Raw genomic sequence first — 22,452 nt, forward strand, 5'->3', positions numbered from 1 at the left:
ATGTGTCTATCTGTTACAGGGGCAGTGCCCGGATGGGCTTCAAACTGCTTGCCCCTGCGCATCACATCCACAGGTTGTTCGCACCACAGGTAGTTCCCATGACGTTTCCTTCTACAGATCCTTCCAAAAGAACAGGCGGCTGGAGCGCTGTGCTGGCCATGTCGCTGGCCGCATTCGCTTTGGTCGCTTCAGAGTTCATGCCGGTCAGCCTGCTGACGCCGATTGCAGCCGACCTGCACATCACCGAAGGTCAGGCCGGGCAGGGTATTTCCGTGTCCGGTGCCTTTGCACTGATCACCAGCCTGCTGATTGCCTCGGTCGCTGCTCGCGTCGAGCGCAAGAAATTGCTGCTGGGCCTGACCTTGCTGATGATCGTCTCCGGAACGGTCGTCGCGGTCGCGCCGGGTTACCCGTCATTCATGTTCGGACGTGCGTTGATCGGGATCGCGATTGGTGGTTTCTGGTCACTGTCGGCGGCGACTGCAATGCGTCTGGTGAAGCCTGAACAGGTGTCGCGAGCGCTGGCCATCGTCAATGGCGGTAACGCTCTCGCCACGGTTATCGCCGCTCCGGCGGGGAGTTTTCTGGGCTCGCTGATCGGCTGGCGCGGCGCGTTCTTTTGCGTGGTTCCGGTCGCGGTGCTTGCCGCCGTCTGGCTGCTGATCAGCCTCCCATCCTTCAAGGCTGAGCGCCAGGCCGGTAGCGGCAACGTTCTGCGCCTGATGAAGCAGCCGCCGGTAGCCTTGGGCATGGTCGCCGTCAGCGTTTTTTTTATGGGCCAGTTCATGCTGTTCACCTATCTGCGGCCCTTCCTTGAAGGCGTGACGGGCGTCAGTGTCTCAACGTTGTCCTTGATGCTGCTGGGGTTGGGACTGGCCGGTTTTATCGGCACTTTTTTGATCGAACGGTTCATGGGCCGCGGCCTCTACCGCACGTTGACCGTCATCCCGCTGATCATGGCGGCCATCGCGCTGGCGTTGGTCAGCTTCGGCAAATCACCGGTGCTCACCGCCATGTTGCTCGGACTCTGGGGACTGGTTGCCACCGCCGCGCCGGTCGGCTGGTGGACATGGCTGGCGCAAACGCTTCCGGATGATGCGGAGGCCGGAGGCGGCTTGCTCGTGGCGATTGTCCAACTGGCAATCGCGGGAGGCGCAATCATTGGTGGTCTGGCGTTTGATCTGAGTGGTTACAAAGCTACATTCGAACTTAGCGCCGCTGTATTGGTTGTCGCGTCAGTACTGGCCTGGTTGGCGGGGCGCAATGCAACGGAGGTTCATCTTGTCGAACCGGCGGCTCATTCGGACGCTGTTTCCGGCGAAGCTGAGTCCCGATTTGTCTGATCAAGCAGGAAGCTGCTCAGTGCGCCAATGACGGTTGCGTCGCGACTGAGACAGTGAAGACCACGACAAACAGCACGACGATTCCCCAGAACATCACCATGACTGTCAGCATGACGACCCTAAGGCCTTGATAAAGCCTGCGCAGCCAATGGCCTTCGGGTTTTGCTTCAGAGCGGGTTCTGAGTACGCCTTTCAAATAAAAGCCGAGGAGCGCCAACAGCGCGCCATTGATCGCCAGCGCAGGCAGGCCGGCCAGGGGGAAAATGCTTTCCCACCGATAGAAAGAAGACCGACTCAGGAAGACCACATAACAAGTCAGGCTGCCGTAGGGCACTGCTCTCCACCATTTGCCGGCCAGCGCGCCGACCATCAGGCACATGATCACCATGAACGGGCTGAGCAGAATATGGAGCATCCACTCCAGTACGTTGGGCAGGTAGTCCGGGGAATGGATGCTGCGCCAGAGGTGTTCCAACATTGATCGGGGTCCTTCCTTCTAGGGAGTCAGTGCTGCTGCGGTGCTTCCTTGCTGCAGCACGGTATCGGCGTGTTTTCGGGTTACATAAGGGTGTTATGTGAATTGGGTAAGAACCGACGTTCGCGAAGGACCGGTTCCGCCCCGTAACCACCGTTTACACAGTTCGATCGCTAGAGTTCCAGCCAGTCAGAATGAAGCTGCGGAAATCGCTCTTGCAGCCACTCGATAAAAGCTTGAACCTGGGGCGCCAGATGAGTCCGGCTCGGGTATAGCAACGACACCGGGCGAGGGGCTGGCCGATAAGGCTTTAGAATTTCCACTAAACCGCGACTTTCCAAATGCTTGGCCACGGCGATCCCGGGTGCCTGAATTATTCCGAAGCCCGACACGCCACACTGAACGTACGCATTCGACTCGGTGACGGTGATGCCGGCGTCAGGCACAAAGGATCGATCCTGACCTTTCACCGAAAAATGCCAGGGCAATGTCCTGTTGCTCTGACCGGACAAGAAGTTGACGCCTCGATGGGAGGCCAGATCGTCGAGTGTCTTGGGTTCGCCATGCTCGTTCAAATACCCGGGCGCGGCACACGTCACCATCGTCGCCATCGCGATAGGGCGAGCGATCAAGCTCGAATCCGGTAGATCGCCGATGCGCAATGCACAGTCGACGCCTTCGCCAATCAAGTCGACAGCCCGATCAGTCACGCCCAGAACCATGTTGATACTGGGGTAGGAGACGGTGAATTCTTTAAGGCTATTGATGAATTTCATCTGCGCGAAGGCGCTTGGGATATCGACGCGCAGCCGGCCTGTGAGCGTTGCTCCTGATCGATCGAACATTGAGGTCGCAGCAGAAATACCCGCCAGAATTTCCTGTACCCGTTCATAGAATCTCTCGCCCTCGGCGGTGAGTGCGACCTTTCTCGTGGTGCGCTGGAACAAGCGCACGCCCAGTGACGTTTCCAGCTCCTGGATATACCGAGTGACCTGCGGTCGCCCGATGTCCAGCGATTCGGCAGCTTTGGTAAAGCTGCCAAGTTCGGCAAGCCTGGCGAACAGTCGCATCGATTGAAGCAATTCCATGACGCTTTCCTATGAACCCGGACATCAACGGTTGAACATGATTGTTATCCAAGAATAGAACAATCATGTCTTTTTCCACGCATTTATTGCGCACCTTCAACAGCGAAAAATGCACCCAAGGCGGAACCGGCTCTGGTTCGAGGCCATTGATGTGTATTTGGAGATTGGCAATGAAAGCTTGGTTATTGAACGATTTCGGACTCGACAACCTGCAATTGGGAGAGGTTGCGACCCCGCAACCCAAGGCTGGCGAGTTACTGGTGAAGGTCGGCGCTGTCTCGCTCAACTTTCGCGACAAGGCTATCGTCGACGGCATTTATGAACCGCACAGGGTGCCCAAACCGCTGATTCCGGTAAGCGATGCAGCCGGCACGGTGGTCGCCATTGGTGCCGACGTCACGCGCTTTAAAGTCGGTGATCGCGTCAACTCCCACCTTTATTCACGCTGGCTGGATGGCGAGCCAGGGCCGAACGAACCCGATTACTGCTTCGGTTCGCCATTGCCCGGCGGTCTGGCCGAATACATGATCATCCATGAAGACAGCGCCGTCGGTGCTCCCGACAACATGAGCGACGAGGAGGCGGCAACACTGCCTATTGCTGCGCTCACAGCCTGGTATTCGCTGGTGGACTTTGGACAGATCAAGGCAGGACAGACCGTATTGGTTCAAGGTACTGGAGGGGTATCGATATTTGCCGTGCAGATTGCTACTGCACTTGGCGCGAAGGTCATCGCAACGTCGAGCAGCGACCAGAATCTGCAAACTGTGAAGGGGCTGGGAGCTGTGGCGGGCATCAACTACAGAGCGACGCCGAATTGGGCGGACGAAGTGCTGAAGCTGACCGAAGGCAAGGGCGTGGATCTGCTACTCGATGTGGCCGGTGGCAGCGGCATCAATCAATCGGTCGCAGCAACCAAGGCATCGGGGCGTATTGCGCAGATCGGCTTTCTGACAGGACAAACCGTTGAACTCAATCTGATGCCACTTATTTTCCGCCAGACGACCATTCGCGGAATCGCCGTGGCGCCGCGTTCATCATTTGACCGGATGAATACTTTCCTCAACGAGCACGAAATCCGTCCCGTGATCGATCAGGTATATCAGTTCGAAAAAGCACGAGAAGCTTACGAACATCTCGCGAGGGGAGCGTTTGGGAAGGTTGTTATCAAAGTCGCTTAATAACGTTAAGGCGCCAATTCTGGCGCCTTTTTTCTCGCTCATCGCAGCAGATTCTGATGTCAACGCATAAGCAAGGGCTGGCGGACGACCCAAGTCATCAAGGCGCTACATGAGTTTGAAAAATCTTGCTGATCACAGTCCACTTGCCATCAACTTTCAGCAGATGAAAAAAGTCGGTGAAAGATATGCCTGACATGTCGTTGGCGTCGATGCGAGCGCTCGCCGCCGTACCGACGACTTCGACGCGAACGATAGCCGCCGGTGCATCAGGAGAAGGGCGGAAACCCTTGTCGATCCCGTCGAACAGGATTGAAATTGCGCCGCCCGTCAGCTTACCGTCGCCATCGACGCTGAACATGGTCGCTTGCTCACTGAAGGCTGGCTTCATGATGCTGCTTTTGGCCTGCTTGCAGCCCTCAATATACTTGTTAAGCACCTCGGTGATGGCTTGGTATTCTTCAACGTAAGTCGGCTTGCTCATGTGCTTGCTCCTGCTTCATGGGATTAGTGCAACAAAGGCATCAGGCTTTGGTATCAAGCCAGACAGATCCATAACGTGTGTAGGCGGTAGGAATCTCAATGATTTCTTTAAGATCATCTGCAGCGGTGCGAACCCAGAATGGATCTCGGAGCATTTGCCGCCCGACAAACACCAGATCTGCTCGGCCGTTTTGCAGGATTTCTTCAGCCTGACGTCCACTCTGAATCACACCCACAGCGCCTGTTGCTATATGCAACTCCTTACGCAGTAATTCAGCGGCCGGCACCTGGTAACCCGGGTAGGTCTCGACCTTGACCATCTTGATCCCGCCGGAGCTGCAGTCGATCAAGTCAACGCCCTGTTCTTTCATCCAGCGACCATATTCGAGGAACGACTCGGGCGTGTTTCCGCCTTCGGCGTAATCAGAACTGGAGATGCGAACGAACAGAGGGCGATCTCCCCAATGCGTTTTGACCTCTTCCAGCACTTCGTGCAGGAAACGATAGCGACGCTCGGCATCTCCGCCATATTCGTCGTCGCGGGTGTTAGCCAGCGGCGAGAGAAACTCACTTAACAAGTAGCCGTGCGCGGCATGGATCTCAAGCACATCGAAGCCCGCTTCGCTGGCTCGACGTGCGGCATCGCCGTAAAGCTTTACCAGAGCCGGAATCTCATCAGCCGCGAGTTCGCGAGGAACAGGGCTGGTTTGCGTAAATGGAATCGCCGATGGCGCGATGTGAATCAGACCGGGCAGGTCAGCATTGCGCCCCGCATGGCCGATCTGAGCGCCGGCTTTTGCACCAAAGCCGTGAAGCAATTCCGTCAGCGCCTTCAAGCCGACAACGTGCTCATCGCTCCAGATGCCAAGGTCACCGGCTCCAATACGACCGTCAGCCTGAATGGCCAGCGTTTCGGGAAAAATCAGCGCCGCCTGACCCAGAGCACGAGCGCCGTAATGAACGCGGTGCCAGTCAGTGACGAAACCATCATCCGCCGCCATATGCATGCACATAGGGGACATGACGACCCGGTTTTTCAGGGTGAGGCCCTTAATTTCATAGGGTGATAACAACAAACTCATCTGTCCGGTTCCATAGTGGTGAATATGGAATCCATGCTAACTTTTGCAGCACATCGACGTAAGTACGCACAATTTTGTGCGGTAGGCACACTTTTTATACCAAGGTGATAACAGTGAAAAAATGTAACCCTCAGGATGAAATCGAGGCGTTCGCTTGTCCCGTCGCGTTCACTGTCGATGTCATTGGTGGAAAGTGGAAATCGCTCATACTTTTTCACCTGATGTCAGGTACGAAGCGCTTCAACGAGATACGTCGGCTCATTCCAGATATCACGCAGAGGATGCTGACACTCCAGCTCAGAGAACTGGAGACTGACGGGGTGATTCATCGCGAAATCTATCGCGAGGTGCCACCCAAAGTGGAGTATTCGCTTACAGAGTTAGGTAACTCACTCGCGCCATTGGTGAGTGCAATGCGAGAGTGGGGCGCAGTGCATGAACGCACGATCCTGGAGCTCAGGCGTTCTGCCGTCTGTGACGACAAGTTGGAATCTATGGCTTGAATCATGCCGATGTTGAGAGGTGGAGGGGGTGAACAATGCGAAGTTTGATGCCCGCGTGGCGCAGGGTTGAAACTGCACGAGCGAAATCACTCGCGCGTGATGAGGCGAATTTTTGAGGTCGCACTGCCGTTACGAAAAATTCGGGCCGCCACCTTATTTCATGTCACGCCATCGGCTTCGGGCGTGGAGATACGCTGTCAAATCGCTGTAACCAAGTTGAGCGGCAATCTCGGTTAATGACTCTCCTTGCAATTCAAGATGCATTTCCAATTCTGCGCGAATCTGATCGAGCAATTGTCTGAAGGTTGTACCTTGCTCTTCCAGCCGTCTGCGCAAGGTCCTTGGTGTCTGGTGCAGCGACTTCGCCAGATTGTCCAGATTGGGAATTTCACGTCTCGCTAGAGATCGTCGCGCTCCTTCAGCAACCTTGGCTGACCAACCGCTGAAATTCCGATGCGCGGCGATCCGTCGATCCAGCTCCTGCGTTAATAATTCCAACATCCCGTGATGACGGGTTTGCATTGGCAGGCTTAAGCTTCGAGGATGAAAATAGAAGCAGTTGATCGAGCAATCAAACTCGACTCGTTCACCAAACCATTGGGTGTACTGCTTGTAATACGACGGACGCGAATGAGTGAACTTTGCCAAAATCGGCTGCACATTGTGTCCTGTACCTCGTCGTAACTGCGCTATGGACATCACCCCGTAGTGTTCGACGACATACCGCGCCAACTCTCCTGGCGCATCGACGTTCAGTTCGACTCCGACGCCGTTTTCGTCATTTACCAACCTTACATTGTCGGTGTCCGAGGCAAGAGGTGCGTACCGGGCCCAAAGGTGCATGGCTGACAAAATATCGGGACTGTACAGGCAAAGATAAGCCAGGACATGCCAGTCCTGGGGTGTGAATAGCGCGAACAATTTTAATCCGATTGCCGGATCGATACGTGCCGCTTCGCGCCACAGTTGATCCAGTTCGATCAGGTTGTAATCCGTACTTTTCCGGGCAACCTGGCTATCAAGGAAGCGTTCCAATACCTGGCCCAGCCTGCCGCGATGAAAGCGTTGGGGTGGGCGGTTGGCCGGTTCTAGCTCAATTTTGTCCATTTCGCGCATTGGGAGGACTTGCTCGCAGGTTTCTAATGAAAGGGCATTGCCCGGAAGGGCCTAAATCGAGAGTGCCATGAATACAACAATGCTCGTCAACAACCCCGCTGTGATAGTAGCCGGGATTTACCTCTCCTTCATTTTACTGGAACTTGCCTGTTCGTCGCTTCGTCAGCCGTCAGGTAGTAAACGTGACGTACTCATTGAAGTCATCGGCTCCGGTATATTAGTGATGGTCACATTCCCTTTAGTCATGTGGCTAAGTGGCACGGTATTGAATCAGACCATCCCGGAAATGAAGGGCGCGCTGTCCTCTATTCCATGGATCGCAGGATTTGCGTTATTTCTACTGCTGGATGACATGACCCAATATTGGTGGCATCGCCTGACTCATCGGATTCCCGCTCTTTATGCATTGCATCGCGCACATCATTCCGCGCCTTATATGAGCATTCGCATCGTCTATCGCAACAATAGTTTCTACTATCTCTTGATGCCGGGTATCTGGCTGTCTGGCGTGTTGATTTATCTGGGGCTCGCACACGTTTATTATGTTTATCTGATTATAAAAATGACTGTGATCTTCGCCGCACATAGCAATGTTGCATGGGACGACAAACTTTATCGCATTCGTGCTTTACGTCCGATCATTTGGGTTCTGGAGCGAACTATCTCCACTCCATCCACTCATTCTGCGCATCACGGTTTGACTGCAGAGGATGGCGTGACTCACTACAAAGGTAATTTCGGTAACTTGTTATTTTTATGGGATGTGTTGTTCGGAACAGCCAAAATTACCCGTAGGCGTCCCCCTGCATACGGTATCGAACACTTGTCACCGATAACCTGGAAAGAAGAATTGTTCTGGCCAATCGTTCGCTCCCATCGCACCGCACCCAAGGTAAGTGAAACTAAACAGAAGGTTGCACAATGAGTCGTCATATCGTTCTGCTGTCTGGATCGAATAGATCCAACAGCCAATCAATCAAAGTTGCCCACTATCTGCGCGAGCGGTTAGAAGCACTTGAGCTTTGTGACTCAAGCGAACTAATAGATCTGGCGTCGAGCCCGCTACCGCTGTGGCCAGAAGAAGACACTCAGAAAGCCTGGAGTGTCCAGCAATCCATCCTCAAAAAAGCAACAGCATTGATCGTGATTAGCCCTGAGTGGAATGGCATGGCTTGCCCGGCCCTGAAGAACTTCTTTTTGTACGCAGGGCTCAGCGAACTAGGACATAAGCCCGCGCTTCTGGTTGGCGTTTCGGCTGGACTTGGGGGAGCCTATCCCATTACAGAGTTACGTGCTTCAAGCTATAAAAATAGCCGGATCGTGTATTTGCCTGAGCAACTGATTATAAGAAACGTTGAATCAATGCTTAACAGTGAATATCCGTCAGATGAAAATGATGTTCGCATCCGCGCACGTGCCGATTGGGCTTTGGATGTTCTTTGTCAATACGATGACGCCTTGCGTACGATACGAACTGCAATCAAACATCCACCTGAGTTCTCTACGGGGATGTGAGATTGTCGCACCTCAACAATTTCTCGTCGTTGAAATAGTACTGTCCGCTTCTGGCCGATTGCTGCCAGTCACCAACGCTGCAATTGCCCCATAGCTGCCGGTGAGGAACGGTAGATTTTGGCCTATCTCTGCCCGTCGCGAGAGGCAGAGAAAACGGCCCAAAGCTGATGGTCAACTATTTAATTGGCGACCAACTGACAGTTCCAGCAAAAGAGAAAATTGGTAAATGGCGATATTTATATCGTCCATGGTTTCACCATCCCATTCTTCGATGGTTCTCAGTTCAGCTTTCAATGTAGCGATTCGCTCGGTGATTTCTGCTATCTCTGCAGGACCACATTTAGAGGCAATCGCCTTCCATTTTTCTTGGGGAATCTTCTGTTGAATGCATAGCCCTTCACGTGCCTGCATGATCAGTGCCGACAATCTGCTCATAAAAATCCTTACCTGAAGATGTCTTTAACGACGGCCATCAACTTCACGAGTATCCGCAAATATCAGCTTATACCTGCGCTGACATCCGGTGATGCTCCAGCAAGAAGTCCACGAACAATCGCACCCGCGCCGGCATCGCCGCGCCGCCGACGAACACCGCATGAATCGGTTCCTGGTCCCCGGGGTTGCAGGTTTCCAGCAGCGCAATCAGGTCGCCGCGCTGCAGATCCTCGCTCACGCTGAACTCTCCGATACGGGCAATGCCAGCGCCCATTCGCGCGAATTGTGCCAGCGCTTCACCACTGCTGCATTCGATGTTGCCGCTGACCTTCAGGGAAAACTCTTTGCCATCACGGATAAATGGCCAGTTGGGTTCGGCACGCCGGAAGTTGAAGCGCAGGCAGTTGTGTTGGAGCAGGTCTTCCGGTTCCTGCGGGACGCCGTGACGCTGCAGATACTCGGGCGATGCCACCACGACCTGGCCGGTGGTGCCGATTCTGCGTGCGGTCAGCGGGCTGTCGGGCAGATGGCCGAAGCGCACTGCGACGTCGGCTTGTCCGGCAAGAATGTCGACCACTTCGTCGCCGAGGGTGAGGTCGACGACGATGTTCGGGTAACGGGCGCTGAAGGCTGCAACCAAGGGAACGATGGCCAGACGGCCGTGGCCAAGGGCGGCGCTGACCCGCAATCGCCCCTTGGGCACGCTTTGATCGGCGATGGCTTCTTCGACCTCGTCCATGTCGGCGAGGATGCGCCGGGCGCCCCGCAGGAAAGCTTCGCCCTCGGTGGTGAAGGTAATCGCTCGGGTAGTGCGCAACAGCAGGCGGGTGCCAAGACGTTGCTCGGTGCGCGCGATGATCCGACTGACTGCCGAGGGTGTCAGACCCAGTGCACGCGCGGCGGCCGACAAGCTGCCTTCCTGCGCGACGGTGGTGAACACGCTCATTTCACCTGACCTGCCGTTGAAATCCACTTGTGCCTCCTACGCAAAGGTGATTGCCAAAAATGCTATCTACCGCCTGAAAGGGCGGGATCGTAGCATTGGCAGCATAGATGAGGAGCTTTCCATGCGTATCAATCCACCACTTGTTGCACTCGCCATCGGTGCCTTCGGCATCGGCGTTACAGAATTCGCCCCCATGGGCATGTTGCCGGGTATCGCTGCGGACTTGGGCGTTTCCATTCCCGCTGCCGGTTTGCTGGTCAGTGCTTATGCACTGGGCGTATTGCTCGGCGCACCGCTGATGACGCTGACCACCGGCAAGATTCCCCGGCGCTATCTGCTGATCGGGCTTATGGCGATTTTCACCCTCGGTAATCTGATGTCAGCGCTGGCCACCGATTACTACAGCCTCATGATCGCCAGGGTCGTGACCTCGCTGAACCACGGTGCCTTCTTTGGCGTTGGCTCCGTCGTCGCCGCCACCCTGGTCGCCCCGGAGAAACGTGCCGGGGCGGTTGCTGCTATGTTCATGGGCCTGACCCTGGCGACCATCGGCGGTGTGCCGCTGGCTGCCTGGTTTGGCGAAATGTTTGGTTGGCGCACCGCGTTCTGGGGCATTACCGGCCTCGGCGTGGTGACCATGGCCGCGTTGTGGTTCGCCTTGCCCAACGTACGGGCGCCGCAAAGCGTCGGTGTCATGGCAGAAATTCGAGTGTTGGGGCGCGGCCCGGTGCTGGCCGCGCTGGCCCTGACCGTGGTCGGCTCGAGCGCCATGTTCACCGTCTTCACCTACATTGCGCCGATCCTCAGCAGCGAGACCCATGCGTCCACCGCCTTCATCACCGCCATGCTGATGCTTTACGGTGTCGGGTTGACGCTGGGCAACATGTGGGGCGGCAAGGCCGCTGACCGCTCGATAGATCGCACCCTGATCGTCTCGCTGAGCGTACTGATTGTGGTCTTGTTGGCGTTTACCGTACTGATGCGCTGGCCGCTGCCGGCCGCCGTGGCCATCCTGATCTGGGGTATTGCCAGCTTTGCCCTGGTGCCGCCGCTACAGATGCGTGTGATGGAAGCGGCCAAGGACGCGCCCAATCTGGCCTCGGCGGTGAACATCGGCGCCTTCAACTTCGGCAATGCGATTGGCGCGGCGCTGGGCGGCGCGGTGATCAGCAGCGGGCTGGGTTATCCGGCGATCTCCCTGGCCGGCGCGGCAATGGCGGGCCTGGGGTTGCTGATGGTGTTGGGGTTTGCGTGGCGTTCCAGAACGGTTGAAGCCGCCGTGGTGTGACTGCGTACAGTTTCAAACTCCACCGGTGACTGAATGTACCAATAGCTTTAGGCCGTTTTCTGCCAGTCGCGCAAGGCAGCAAACGGCCTCCTCAAGGACGGCTTGCGGATATCACCGCCTGAGTGCTTGCCGCGTGAGTGGAATAGCGCTCTGACTCGAACCGCTGAAGTTCACTGCCGATATCACTCAGGCGCTCCAGGCGAGCGCTTTCTCCCAGGACACGGTTCTCCTGATTTTGAAGCGCAAGAAAACCCTGATGCATCCGCACCTCAAAAATTGTCCGTGAAACCCCATTGATGGTTTCTACGAAGGACGTCGACACCGGCGAGCGTTGAACGCTGGCTTGATGCACTACTGACTCCGTTTCCGTTGCCACTCCTCGAATCCTGAGCAATGCCCATTCGTTTTCAGGCGTGCCTGACATGACCAGTTCAACGGTGACGCCGCCATTCCCTTCGTAACCTCGTACGATGGGCCTTTGTACGCTGGAGTCGGCGTAACAATAATTGCCCGCCCACAGCCCCAGTGCTTGAGCGAACATCACTGGCGAAATAAGCGCTTTGAAAGACGACATGCTGCTATCTCAATGAATAAGGCAGCGCAGCATAGGTAACGCTGAGCTGTTGACCTATAGCGCAACTTATCCATAAGCTGTGCATATGACGTACAGCTTAGACGATATTCTCCCTCCCTTCGAAGCCCTTCAAGCTGCCCTTGCTGCCGCCAGAACCGGCTCCTTCACTGCAGCTGCGGAGGAACTGGAGGTTACCCATGCGACCATCAGCCGACGTGTTGAAATGGCTGAAAAATGGTTTCAATGCGCCTTGTTCGACCGGCATGCGCGCGGTGTCACCGTTACGGCCACGGGACAAATCGCGCTGGTCAAGGTTGCTCATGCCTTCGATCAGCTTAAGCAAGCGCGACAGCTGCGGCCCGGCGGCCAGACGTTGCCCGTCGTCAAATTGGCCACGACGGCATCCTTCGCGCGTTTCTGGTTGATCCCGCGTTTGATAGAACTGGAAGGCTCGCCTCCGGATCTGCGTATCGAACTGGTCACCTCTGCACTGAATGCCAGCCTGTCCTCAGGCGAGGTCGATCTGGCCATCAGGTACGGGCGCGGACAGTGGAATGACGGAGACGAAGAGGCATTATTCGACGAGTCGCTTTGCCCTGTGGCATCACCTGACGTCATCGCCATGAATGAACAGCCGTTGTCCTTGATACAGAACACTGCACTGCTGCACACCGGCGATACGACATTGTGGCGAGCGTGGATGAGCCATCACGGCAAACGCCTGACCTCCAGGCCCGCCGACAGGGTGCTGGGTGACTACGCCCAGGCAATCGAAGCGGCCCGATCAGGGCTGGGCATCGCGCTCTGGAATCCGGCGATTCACTCTCTTGAGGCATTCAATGGACAATTGGTTGCGTTGGATGCATTGAGCTGCCCAAGTCCGTTGAGGTTCTTCCTCCTGTCGAAGCCCGGGCCGGCTCATACACCACCCATGAGGGTTCGGTCGAGGCTTCGCAGGTTGTTGAATTTAAGCCAAGAGACGAAAACGACCGCCGGCTAGCCGTCCGGCAAAGGCTGGTTAGTGATCGCCTGCCTGACGCCGCAACAAGTCATCGACGGCGCGGATGGCGAGGGGATATCCGTCGGCGCCCATGCCGCAAATTACCGCATTGGCCACGCCAGACATGATCGAGTGGCGGTGCAATTCGTCCCGGGCATGGATGTTCGACAGGTGCAGTTCAATCAGCGGTGCGCTGAGCAATTTCAGCGCATCCAGCACCGGAATCGAGTGGAACGACAGGCCGGCCGGGTTGATGATGACGGCCGCACTTTGCTCGAACGCCTGTTGAATCCAGTCGACCATCACGCCTTCGTGGTTGGTTTGGCGAAAGTCGCAGATCAAATCAAGTTCTTCGGCCAGTGTTTCACTGCGTTGGCGGATCTGCTCGAGTGTGGTGTGGCCGTAAATGTGCGGTTCACGGCGACCGAGCAGGTTGAGGTTGGGGCCGTTGAGGATGAAAACGGTGCGGTTCATGGTTGTCCTGCTGCGTTATTTGGAAAGAAGGGCGGTTGCGCGAGTGTCGAGGGTGTCGTCACTGGCGACGGCGTTCAGGTCGATGCCGCGGGTTTCCGGGCCGATGACAATCATCGCGAGGGAGATCAGGTTGATCACCGCGCACAAGGTCACCAGCGGCCACGGCGAGTTGTTTGACTGGCTCATCAGCCACACGGCGATCATCGGCATCGGCCCGCCAATCACCAGATTGGCGCCGGTGTAGGCCAGTGCCGAACCCGAATAGCGCACCTGGGTCGGGAACGCCTCGGCAAAAGCCACAGGCTGGATCCCGCTCTGGAACTGGGTAAAACCCAGAAACAGCCCCATGATTGCCATGATGGCCGCAACGTTCAGCGTGTTGAGGATCGGGAAGTACACGAACAGGATCAGCAGGGTCATGCATGAACCCAGCGCCAAGGCTTTTTTCCGGCCCCAGCGATCGGACAGGTAACCGCCGGCCAGCGCACCGAAAATCGCGCAGACATTAGCCACCATCAGTGACATGAAACCTGTCGACTGGCTGAAGCCCAAGTGCTTGGTCAGGTAGCTGAGGGAGAAAATCACGATCAGATAGAACAGCGCAGCGGGCGAGCAGAAAAATAGCATCAGGCGCAGGATGGTTTTGTAGTGGCTGCCGACCGCGGATTTGAGCGGGCTTTTTTCCTGTTTGACCGGGGTCTTTTTCAAGGCCACGAACGCCGGGGTCTCATCGACTTTCAGGCGAATGAAAATCGCCACCACGACCAGCACGAAGCTCATCAGGAAAGGAATTCGCCAGCCAAAGCTCTCGAATTGCTCGCTTGATAGGCTCGCGGCCAGGCCCATCAACACACCATTGGCCAATATCTGACTGAGCGGGGAGCACAAGCCGAGCATGCCGGAATAACGTCCGCGGCGATCAGGGGAGGCGTGTTCCAGCGCCATCAGTTGCGCACCGGTGGACTCGCCGCCCAGCGCAAAGCCCTGAATGATCCGCAGCAGCACCAGCAGGATCGGCGCCCAGATGCCCACCTGAGCGTAGGTGGGCAACAAACCCATCAGCACCGAAGCCAGCCCCATCATGGTCACGGTGGCCAGCATCAGGTTACGGCGGCCAAGTTTGTCTCCCAGGTAGCCACAGGTAATGGCGCCCAAGGGGCGAGCGGCCAAGCCGACACCGAACGTTGCCAGGGACGCGAGCAGGCCGGCGGTTGGTTCCATGGCGGGGAAAAACAACTTGGGCAAAATGGTCGCAGACATCGCGCCATACAGCGTGAAGTCGAACCATTCGAGGGCCGTGCCGATCGTCGCAGCGGTCACCGCTTTGCGCGGCATGCGCGAATCATGAGTCTCGTGACTGATTGTGCTCATAAGGGTGCTCGTCATTATTTTTATAGTGTCGGGATGCCCGGACGGTTCTGCGCAGTAACGACGCAATTGGCAGGAATCGTCGAGGTGGCTAGACGTTAGCGCATCCTGCTTGCAGAATAATTATCGAAATCACGACAAATAGATAAGCCGACCTTATGAGTAGCGAGTATGGAACTGCGTCACCTGAAAGCCTTTGTCGTTGCCGCTGACCTGCAGCACTTCAGTCGCGCCGCTGAACAGTTGGGTGTTGCACAGCCGGCACTGAGCCAATTGATGCGAACCCTGGAGTCCGAACTGGGCTTGGCATTGTTCCGGCGGGAAAACCGTGGCGTCGCGTTGACCGCTGCCGGCGAGGCATTTCTGCCCCATGCGCGGCAGTCCATCGAGTCCAGTGAACTGGCGATTGCTGCCGCACGGCGGGCGCGCCGTGGTGAGGTGGGCGAGATCAACATCGGCTATCACTCGGCGCTGTTCGAGGCCAATTTGCCGCAGTTGCTGCGGCATTACTTCAGCACCTTCCCGGAAGTCAAAGTGTCGCTGGTGGACGCCGGTATTCGCGCGCAGTTCGACATGTTGCTCGACCACAAGCTTGACCTGGCCTTCGCGCGGGTTTTCAAGGACCACCTGCCGGATCGCCTGCGCACCCATCATTTCAGCCAGTCCAGGCTGGTGCTGCTGATGCCGGACAACCATGACATGGCGGACAGTTTTACCGGCGAACTGGCGACGCTGCGCCATGAGAAATTCGTGTTTCTGCAGGACAGCGCCGGCATCGGCCTGACCTCACACACCCTCCAGGCGTGCCGGCAGAACCAGTTGCACCCCGAGAACATCATGCATGTGCCGTCGCTGATGAGCATCCCGGGGCTGGTGGCGGCCGGCATCGGCCTGAGTATCGTCCCGGAAACGATGACGCGGTTGACCATGCCGGGCATACGCATCGTACCGCTGGCGCAAGCGGAAATGGTCAGCGAGCTTTCGCTGATTTCGCGGATTGATGAAAGGTCCAGCGCGGTGCTGCACTTCATTGAAGAGGCGCAGGGGTGGGGGTGAAATGCGCTGTTCATAGAGCATCACACATTGTCAGTCACCGACAGGGTGAGTAAGCTGCCCCCATGAATCAGCCATCCCTATCTGCCTCCTCGCCGAGCACTCGCGGCCCCGCCGAACACGACATTCGTGACCAGATTGTCGCCGCGGCCAACGAGCATTTCAGCCAATACGGCTACGGTAAAACCACGGTTTCCGACCTGGCCAAGGCCATCGGTTTTTCCAAAGCCTACATCTATAAATTCTTTGATTCCAAGCAGGCGATTGGCGAGGCGATTTGCGCCAACTGTCTGGGCCAAATCGCTGCAGCAGTCGAACAAGCGGTGAATACCGAAGCGGTTTCAGCCACCGAGCGTTTGCGCAGGTTGGTGAAAACCGTGATCGCTACGGGCGTGGACCTGTTCTTCAACGATCGCAAGCTCTACGACATCGCGGCGTTTTCCGCTTCGGAGCGCTGGAACAGTGCCCAGGTGTATGAGGCGCAGATCAAGGCCTTTATCTTCGACATCGTGCGCCATGGTCGAGAAGCGGGGGAGTTTGAGCGCAAGACGCCGCTGGACGAGACCGTCGAGGCGATCAATCTGGCGCTGCGACCTTTCGTCAACCCGCTGCTGTTGCAACACAATCTGGATTTGATCGAGCAAGCGCCCACGCTGACGACCAACCTCATCCTGCGCAGCCTCATGCCTTGACCCATCGCTGAGCAAGGTTTTCAGGCGATTCCAGTCAGACGACATCCCCCCTCATTACGTTTCCTGCCCACCGGCACATCAGTGCCGGGAGGGCGTTGAATTTAGCTCGCCGTGACCATTGACTGAATCGGTCACATGGATAATATGGCTTCGCTGTAGTGCTCGATGTTCTATTCCAGTGATCTCCATAGAGTCCCGATAATGAAAAAAACAATGCTCAAGAGCCCCATGGGCCTGGCCGTCGTGCTTGCGTCTTCCAATGTGTTAGCCGGTGGCTTTGCACTCAACGAACAAAGCATCAGCGGGATGGGCTCCGGTTTTGCCGGGCGATCTTCATCAGCCGAAGACGCCAGTACGATCTACGGCAACCCGGCGGGCATGGCGCGGCTCAAAAGGGAGCAGGTCAGCGTGGGCGCGGCGACGCTGTTTGCCAAGTCAGATATCAGCCGAACGCGCAGTACGTTCGGTGGCAATGAAGATGGCGACATGGTGCCGACGACCACCGTACCCATGGGGTATTACGTCAAACCGATTGATGACCGCTGGGCATTCGGCGTCGGATTTTATGTACCGTTCGGGCTGATCACCGACTACGGCAGTGGTTTTGCCGGGCGCTATTACGCCAACAAGAGCGAAGTCACCACGCTGACATTCCAGCCGACCATCAGCTACGCCTTTAACGAAAAAGTCTCGATCGGTTTCGGCCCGACCATTAACCGTATCAGCGGCGAGATATCGGGCATGGTCCCCAATCCACTCAGCCCGGGGCGTAATGACGGCAAGCTGAAAAGCACCGGCGATGACACCGCGCTAAGTTTCAACGCCGGCGTGCTGGTGCAGGCAACAGACCGGACCCGCCTGGGGCTGACCTATCACTCCAAAGTCAGTTACCACCTGGATGCGAAAACCAAGGTCACCGATGGCATCTTCAGCGTGCTGGGCGTCAGCGGTCGCAGCTATGACGCGTCGCTGGACGTGGACACGCCGGAGTCGGTGGACTTTTCGGTCACGCATCAATTCAATAACGACTGGACGCTTTATCTGGGCAGTACCTGGACGCGCTGGAGCCGCTTCAAGGAGCTGACGATCGAGAACAGTGGCTTGCCGCCGTTGCTGAGTGGCCAGTTGGGGACGATCAGCGAAGAGCAGAACTGGCACGACACCTGGGCTCACGCGATCGGTGCGGCCTATCAATTGAATAACCAATGGGTGCTTCGTGCCGGTTTCTCGGTTGATCAGTCACCGGCCAACAACACCAATCGGGGGCCGCGCATTCCGACGGGCGACCGCAAGGTGCTCAGCTTCGGTGCCGGCTGGACGCCCGTGGAAAATGTCACGGTCGACCTGGCTTATTCCTACCTTTGGGAGGAGAGCGTCGAGGTCAACGACACCTCGGCATCGAGAGGTGCCTACAGTGCCAGATACAAGAACAGTGCGAGCGGGCTTGGGACTTCGGTGAGCTACCGTTTTTAGTCGGGCCTGTCAGTCGATCCTTAGTTCGATGTTGCTGATGGCCAGGATGCAGTTATTTCTCATGTAGTGACTATTGACGATATTGGTCACAAGGCTGAGAATATGATGATCATCCTATTCCTCGGTAAGTGAACCTATGCGCCGGCTCCGACCTTTCCCCATTGCCGCATGCTTGTTGCCTCTTGCCCTGACCGCCTGTGGCGAATCTCCCGGCGTTGCAGATCCCCGAACCCAGGCGCCGCTGGTCAGATCCGCTGCGGTGCAAGCATCACCCGATGTCGCTCGCTCTTTCACCGGAGTGGTCGCGGCGCGCGTGCAGGGCGACCTGGGTTTTCGCGTTTCGGGCAAAGTGCTCGAACGTCTGGTTGATACGGGGGAGGTCGTCAAGCGAGGGCAGCCGCTGATGCGTCTCGACCCGATCGATCTCGGACTGCAAGCGCGGGCGCAGCTGGCGGCGGTCATTGCTGCTCGCGCCAGCGCCAAACAGACAGCCGACGACGAGGCTCGCTATCGCAAACTGGTCGGCGTTGGCGCCATTTCGGCATCAGCCTACGATCAGTACAGAGCCGCCGCGGAGACGGCAAAGGCGCAGCTCAATGCCGCGCAAGCGCAAGCGGACGTAGCGCGTAATGCTTCAGGTTATGCGCTGCTGGTCGCTGATGCGGACGGCGTGGTGGTGGAAACACTCGCTGAACCTGGACAAGTCGTCAGTCCGGGACAACCGGTGGTTCGACTGGCCCGTGCAGGTCAGCGCGAAGCCATCGTGCATCTGCCGGAAACGTTGCGTCCGGCAGCCGGTTCCACCGCACAAGCCAGCCTCTACGGGGTCAATTCAGCGGCGGTAACGGCAAAACTGCGGCTGCTTTCGGACTCCGCAGACCGTACGACGCGCACATTCGAAGCGCGCTATGTGCTTGAGGGGCCGCTGGCCAACGCGCCGATCGGTGCGACCGTCACCCTCAGCATTGCCGAGGGCGCCTCCCAGACACAGGCGTTACAAGTCCCCATCGCCGCGATTTACGACCCAGGCAAAGGATCCGGTGTGTGGGTGATTGCCGGAACACCGGCAACTGTGACCTGGCGAGCGGTTCAGGTGCTGGGGTTGAGCGATGATTCGGCGCGCATCGCCGGCGACCTCACTGCCGGTGAGCAGGTTGTAGCGTTGGGCGCCCATCTGCTGCGCGATGGCGAAGAAGTACGATTGCCGCAGCAGAGCGAAGCCAGCGTTGCCGGGAGCCGTCCATGAGTCAGGGGCGCTTCAACCTTTCGGCCATCGCCGTGCGCGAGCGGGCGATCACGGTGTTTCTGATTTTTCTGATTGCCGTTGCGGGGACGTTGTCGTTCTTTCAACTGGGGCGTGCGGAGGATCCACCGTTCACGGTCAAGCAGTTGACCGTCATCACCGCGTGGCCCGGCGCGACGGCGCAAGAGATGCAGGATCAGGTCGCCGAACCCCTTGAAAAGCGCCTGCAAGAACTCAAGTGGTACGACCGCTCGGAAACCTACACCCGCCCGGGACTCGCGTTCACGATGGTGTCGTTGCTCGATAGCACGCCACCCTCGCAAGTGCAGGAAGAGTTCTATCAAGCGCGCAAGAAACTCGACGATGAAGCCATCAGGCTGCCGGCCGGTGTGATCGGGCCGATGGTCAACGATGAGTTTTCCGATGTGACCTTCGCGCTGTTCGCCTTGAAAGCCAAAGGCGAGCCACAGCGCTTGCTGGTGCGTGATGCGGAAGCAATGCGCCAGCGTCTGCTGCACGTGCCTGGGGTGAAGAAGGTCAACATCATCGGTGAGCAAGCCGAGCGCATCTACGTCTCGTTTTCCCATGACCGCTTGGCGACCCTCGGCCTGTCACCGCAGGACATTTTCGCCGCGCTGAACAGTCAGAACGTGTTGACGCCCGCCGGCTCCATCGAAACTAATGGGCCGCAGGTGTTTCTGCGTCTGGACGGTGCCTTCGACAAGGTGCAGAAAATTCGCGACACACCGGTCTCGGTGCAGGGGCGCACGCTTAAGCTCTCTGATGTGGCGACGGTTGTACGCGGTTACGAAGACCCGGCGACCTTTGTTGTACGCAATAACGGTGAAGACGCGCTGCTGCTGGGCGTGGTGATGCGCGAGGGCTGGAACGGTCTGGATCTGGGCAAGGCGCTGGATGCGGAGACCGCCCGTATCAATGCGGAAATACCATTGGGCATGACCCTCGCCAAAGTCACCGACCAGGCAGTCAATATCGACTCGGCGGTCGGCGAGTTCATGGTCAAGTTTTTTGTCGCGCTGCTGGTTGTGATGCTCGTGTGCTTTCTCAGCATGGGCTGGCGGGTCGGGGTGGTGGTCGCTGCGGCTGTGCCGTTGACCCTGGCGATCGTGTTCGTGGTGATGGCCGCCACCGGCAAGAACTTTGATCGCATCACCCTCGGCTCATTGATCCTCGCGCTCGGGCTGTTGGTCGATGACGCGATCATCGCCATTGAAATGATGGTGGTGAAAATGGAGGAGGGCTACGACCGCATCAAAGCGTCCGCGTATGCCTGGAGCCATACGGCGGCGCCGATGCTGTCCGGCACGCTGGTGACCGCAATCGGTTTCTTGCCGAACGGTTTTGCCCAGTCCACTGCCGGCGAATACACCAGCAATATGTTCTGGATTGTCGGTATTGCGCTGATCGCGTCCTGGGTCGTCGCGGTGGCGTTCACCCCGTATCTGGGCGTGAAGTTGTTGCCGGACATCAACAAGGTCGAGGGCGGCCACGCGGCGATCTACAACACGCCGAATTACAACCGCTTCCGCCGGCTGCTGACTGCGGTGATTGCTCGCAAATGGCTGGTGGCAGGTACGGTGGTCACGCTGTTTTTCGTTGCGGTTCCAGGCATGGGGCTGGTGAAGAAGCAGTTCTTTCCGACCTCCGACCGCCCCGAGGTGATGATCGAGGTGCAGATGCCCTACGGCACTTCGATCGAGCAGACCAGTGACGCGGCCGCCAAGGTCGAAGCCTGGTTGCAAAAGCAGGATGAGGCCAAAATCGTCACGGCCTATATCGGCCAAGGTGCGCCACGTTTCTTCCTGGCGATGGCGCCGGAATTACCCGATCCTTCTTTTGCCAAAATCGTGGTGCTGACGGACAGTCAGGAAGCACGCGAAATCCTCAAGTTCCGACTTCGAGAAGCAGTTGCTGAAGGCCTCGCGCCGGAGGCTCGTGTGCGGGCAACGCAAATTGTCTTTGGTCCTTATTCGCCGTTTCCGGTTGCCTACCGGGTGATGGGCCCTGATCCGGCGAAGTTGCGCGACATCGCCGAGCAAGTCCGCGGCGTGCTGCATGACAGCCCGATGATGAGAACGGTGAACACTGACTGGGGACCGCTGACCCCGACATTGCATTTCAGTCTCGATCAGGACCGTCTGCAGGCAGTGGGACTGACCTCGAATGCGGTTGCCCAGCAACTGCAATTCCTGCTGAGCGGAGTGCCGATCACGGCGGTGCGCGAGGATATTCGCTCTGTGCAGGTCGTCGGACGTGCAGCGGGCAATATCCGGCTCGACCCGGCGCAAATCAAAGGCTTCACCCTGGTCGGCGCGGCAGGGCAACGCATCCCGTTATCGCAGATTGGCGAAGTCGATGTGCGCATGGAGGATCCGATTCTGCGGCGCCGTGACCGCACGCCGACCATCACCGTGCGTGGCGACATTGCCGAAGGTTTGCAGCCACCGGATGTATCGAGTGCGATTCTCAAGCAGTTGCAGCCGATCATCGAAACACTGCCTTCCGGTTACCGGATCGAGCAGGCAGGCGCCATCGAGGAATCCGGCAAGGCGGGCAAGGCGATCTTGCCCTTGCTGCCGATCATGATCGCCATGACGTTGCTGATCATCATTGTGCAGGTGCGTTCGATCGCGGCGATGATCATGGTCTTCCTCACCTCCCCGTTAGGCTTGATTGGCGTGGTGCCGACGCTGCTGATCTTCAATCAGCCGTTTGGCATCAATGCGCTGGTCGGGTTGATTGCGCTGTCAGGGATCCTGATGCGCAATACGCTGATTCTGATCGGGCAGATCCATCACAACACGCTGGAAGGGCTGGATCCGTTCCACGCTGTGGTCGAAGCCACGGTGCAACGTGCGCGGCCGGTACTGCTGACGGCAATGGCGGCCATCCTGGCGTTTATTCCCCTGACACACTCGGTGTTCTGGGGGACGCTGGCTTACACCCTGATCGGCGGCACATTCGTCGGCACCATCATGACGCTGGTGTTCCTGCCGGCGATGTATTCGATCTGGTTCAAGATCCGCCCTGAGCACGAGGTTCAGACCGAAACAGTCAAACTGGCGTAGTGACAACGCCTGCAATCGAGGCCCGCTTTGGCGG

General features: G+C 57.4%; 22 protein-coding genes. 12 read left to right on the forward strand and 10 right to left on the reverse strand.

The window, feature by feature from the left end; all coding sequences use genetic code 11:
* The first annotated feature begins 98 nt into the window (after positions 1 to 98).
* A complete protein-coding gene (locus tag RMV17_RS13825) occupies positions 99 to 1,343 on the forward strand; it encodes an MFS transporter (protein WP_311887045.1) in 1,245 nt (414 codons plus the stop codon).
* 16 nt (positions 1,344 to 1,359) lie between these two features.
* On the opposite strand, the gene RMV17_RS13830 is transcribed toward RMV17_RS13825, so the two are convergent.
* Entirely contained in the window at positions 1,360 to 1,821 is a 462-nt protein-coding gene (locus tag RMV17_RS13830) for a hypothetical protein (protein WP_311886875.1), read from the reverse strand.
* Between the two features lie 170 nt (positions 1,822 to 1,991).
* Positions 1,992 to 2,906, reverse strand: coding sequence for a LysR family transcriptional regulator (locus RMV17_RS13835; RefSeq protein ID WP_311886876.1), 915 nt, complete (start codon positions 2,904 to 2,906; stop codon positions 1,992 to 1,994).
* A 170-nt stretch (positions 2,907 to 3,076) separates the two neighbouring features.
* Here RMV17_RS13835 and RMV17_RS13840 point away from each other — a divergent pair, with 170 nt between their 5' ends.
* Positions 3,077 to 4,087 carry an NAD(P)-dependent alcohol dehydrogenase gene (locus RMV17_RS13840; RefSeq protein ID WP_311887046.1) on the forward strand — a complete coding sequence of 337 codons (1,011 nt, stop codon included), beginning with the start codon at positions 3,077 to 3,079 and terminating at the stop codon, positions 4,085 to 4,087.
* 97 nt (positions 4,088 to 4,184) lie between these two features.
* On the opposite strand, the gene RMV17_RS13845 is transcribed toward RMV17_RS13840, so the two are convergent.
* Both RMV17_RS13845 and namA read right to left on the reverse strand, forming a co-directional pair.
* Entirely contained in the window at positions 4,185 to 4,568 is a 384-nt protein-coding gene (locus tag RMV17_RS13845; protein ID WP_311886877.1) for a nuclear transport factor 2 family protein, read from the reverse strand.
* A 40-nt stretch (positions 4,569 to 4,608) separates the two neighbouring features.
* Entirely contained in the window at positions 4,609 to 5,649 is a 1,041-nt protein-coding gene (gene namA, locus RMV17_RS13850) for an NADPH dehydrogenase NamA (RefSeq protein ID WP_034154102.1), read from the reverse strand.
* A gap of 113 nt (positions 5,650 to 5,762) precedes the next feature.
* Between namA and RMV17_RS13855 the strand changes: the two genes are divergently transcribed.
* Positions 5,763 to 6,152 carry a helix-turn-helix domain-containing protein gene (locus tag RMV17_RS13855; RefSeq protein ID WP_311886878.1) on the forward strand — a complete coding sequence of 130 codons (390 nt, stop codon included), beginning with the start codon at positions 5,763 to 5,765 and terminating at the stop codon, positions 6,150 to 6,152.
* A 153-nt stretch (positions 6,153 to 6,305) separates the two neighbouring features.
* On the opposite strand, the gene RMV17_RS13860 is transcribed toward RMV17_RS13855, so the two are convergent.
* Entirely contained in the window at positions 6,306 to 7,268 is a 963-nt protein-coding gene (locus RMV17_RS13860; RefSeq protein WP_311886879.1) for an AraC family transcriptional regulator ligand-binding domain-containing protein, read from the reverse strand.
* A gap of 67 nt (positions 7,269 to 7,335) precedes the next feature.
* On the opposite strand from RMV17_RS13860, the gene RMV17_RS13865 reads away from it, so the two are divergent.
* Positions 7,336 to 8,193: a sterol desaturase family protein gene (locus RMV17_RS13865; RefSeq protein WP_311886880.1), complete on the forward strand. Its 858-nt coding sequence runs from the start codon at positions 7,336 to 7,338 to the stop codon at positions 8,191 to 8,193.
* Positions 8,190 to 8,783: an NAD(P)H-dependent oxidoreductase gene (locus RMV17_RS13870; RefSeq protein WP_311886881.1), complete on the forward strand. Its 594-nt coding sequence runs from the start codon at positions 8,190 to 8,192 to the stop codon at positions 8,781 to 8,783. The genes RMV17_RS13865 and RMV17_RS13870 overlap by 4 nt, the downstream gene beginning before the upstream one ends.
* Before the next feature lie 171 nt (positions 8,784 to 8,954).
* On the opposite strand, the gene RMV17_RS13875 is transcribed toward RMV17_RS13870, so the two are convergent.
* Both RMV17_RS13875 and RMV17_RS13880 read right to left on the reverse strand, forming a co-directional pair.
* Complete coding sequence (locus RMV17_RS13875) at positions 8,955 to 9,218, reverse strand: hypothetical protein (RefSeq protein WP_016986843.1); 264 nt, start codon at positions 9,216 to 9,218, stop codon at positions 8,955 to 8,957.
* Between the two features lie 67 nt (positions 9,219 to 9,285).
* Positions 9,286 to 10,191 carry a LysR family transcriptional regulator gene (locus tag RMV17_RS13880; protein ID WP_311886882.1) on the reverse strand — a complete coding sequence of 302 codons (906 nt, stop codon included), beginning with the start codon at positions 10,189 to 10,191 and terminating at the stop codon, positions 9,286 to 9,288.
* A gap of 94 nt (positions 10,192 to 10,285) precedes the next feature.
* Between RMV17_RS13880 and RMV17_RS13885 the strand changes: the two genes are divergently transcribed.
* The gene (locus RMV17_RS13885; protein WP_311886883.1) at positions 10,286 to 11,452 is read left to right on the forward strand and encodes an MFS transporter; all 1,167 of its coding nucleotides are present in this window, start codon (positions 10,286 to 10,288) and stop codon (positions 11,450 to 11,452) included.
* Positions 11,453 to 11,543: 91 nt separating this feature from the next.
* Here the strand turns inward: RMV17_RS13885 and RMV17_RS13890 are convergent, their stop codons facing one another.
* Positions 11,544 to 12,026: a hypothetical protein gene (locus RMV17_RS13890; RefSeq protein ID WP_311886884.1), complete on the reverse strand. Its 483-nt coding sequence runs from the start codon at positions 12,024 to 12,026 to the stop codon at positions 11,544 to 11,546.
* Between the two features lie 85 nt (positions 12,027 to 12,111).
* Here RMV17_RS13890 and RMV17_RS13895 point away from each other — a divergent pair, with 85 nt between their 5' ends.
* Positions 12,112 to 13,026: a LysR substrate-binding domain-containing protein gene (locus RMV17_RS13895; protein WP_311886885.1), complete on the forward strand. Its 915-nt coding sequence runs from the start codon at positions 12,112 to 12,114 to the stop codon at positions 13,024 to 13,026.
* 18 nt (positions 13,027 to 13,044) lie between these two features.
* Here RMV17_RS13895 and RMV17_RS13900 read toward each other — a convergent pair whose 3' ends face one another.
* The gene (locus RMV17_RS13900) at positions 13,045 to 13,500 is read right to left on the reverse strand and encodes a type II 3-dehydroquinate dehydratase (RefSeq protein ID WP_311886886.1); all 456 of its coding nucleotides are present in this window, start codon (positions 13,498 to 13,500) and stop codon (positions 13,045 to 13,047) included.
* A 15-nt stretch (positions 13,501 to 13,515) separates the two neighbouring features.
* Positions 13,516 to 14,871 carry an MFS transporter gene (locus tag RMV17_RS13905; protein WP_311886887.1) on the reverse strand — a complete coding sequence of 452 codons (1,356 nt, stop codon included), beginning with the start codon at positions 14,869 to 14,871 and terminating at the stop codon, positions 13,516 to 13,518.
* A 168-nt stretch (positions 14,872 to 15,039) separates the two neighbouring features.
* Here RMV17_RS13905 and RMV17_RS13910 point away from each other — a divergent pair, with 168 nt between their 5' ends.
* The 5 genes from RMV17_RS13910 (at position 15,040) to RMV17_RS13930 (ending at position 22,418) form a co-directional block, all read left to right on the forward strand.
* The gene (locus RMV17_RS13910) at positions 15,040 to 15,924 is read left to right on the forward strand and encodes a LysR family transcriptional regulator (RefSeq protein ID WP_123449816.1); all 885 of its coding nucleotides are present in this window, start codon (positions 15,040 to 15,042) and stop codon (positions 15,922 to 15,924) included.
* A 62-nt stretch (positions 15,925 to 15,986) separates the two neighbouring features.
* Complete coding sequence (locus RMV17_RS13915; RefSeq protein WP_034154091.1) at positions 15,987 to 16,613, forward strand: TetR/AcrR family transcriptional regulator; 627 nt, start codon at positions 15,987 to 15,989, stop codon at positions 16,611 to 16,613.
* A 201-nt stretch (positions 16,614 to 16,814) separates the two neighbouring features.
* Positions 16,815 to 18,086 carry an outer membrane protein transport protein gene (locus tag RMV17_RS13920; RefSeq protein WP_311886888.1) on the forward strand — a complete coding sequence of 424 codons (1,272 nt, stop codon included), beginning with the start codon at positions 16,815 to 16,817 and terminating at the stop codon, positions 18,084 to 18,086.
* Between the two features lie 136 nt (positions 18,087 to 18,222).
* Positions 18,223 to 19,332: an efflux RND transporter periplasmic adaptor subunit gene (locus RMV17_RS13925; RefSeq protein WP_311886889.1), complete on the forward strand. Its 1,110-nt coding sequence runs from the start codon at positions 18,223 to 18,225 to the stop codon at positions 19,330 to 19,332.
* On the forward strand, positions 19,329 to 22,418 hold the full coding sequence (locus RMV17_RS13930; RefSeq protein WP_311886890.1) for an efflux RND transporter permease subunit: 3,090 nt from the start codon (positions 19,329 to 19,331) through the stop codon (positions 22,416 to 22,418). The genes RMV17_RS13925 and RMV17_RS13930 overlap by 4 nt, the downstream gene beginning before the upstream one ends.
* Positions 22,419 to 22,452: the final 34 nt, after the last annotated feature.

The sequence above is a fragment of the Pseudomonas sp. VD-NE ins genome, assembly GCF_031882575.1.
Lineage (GTDB): Bacteria > Pseudomonadota > Gammaproteobacteria > Pseudomonadales > Pseudomonadaceae > Aquipseudomonas > Aquipseudomonas fluorescens_BZ.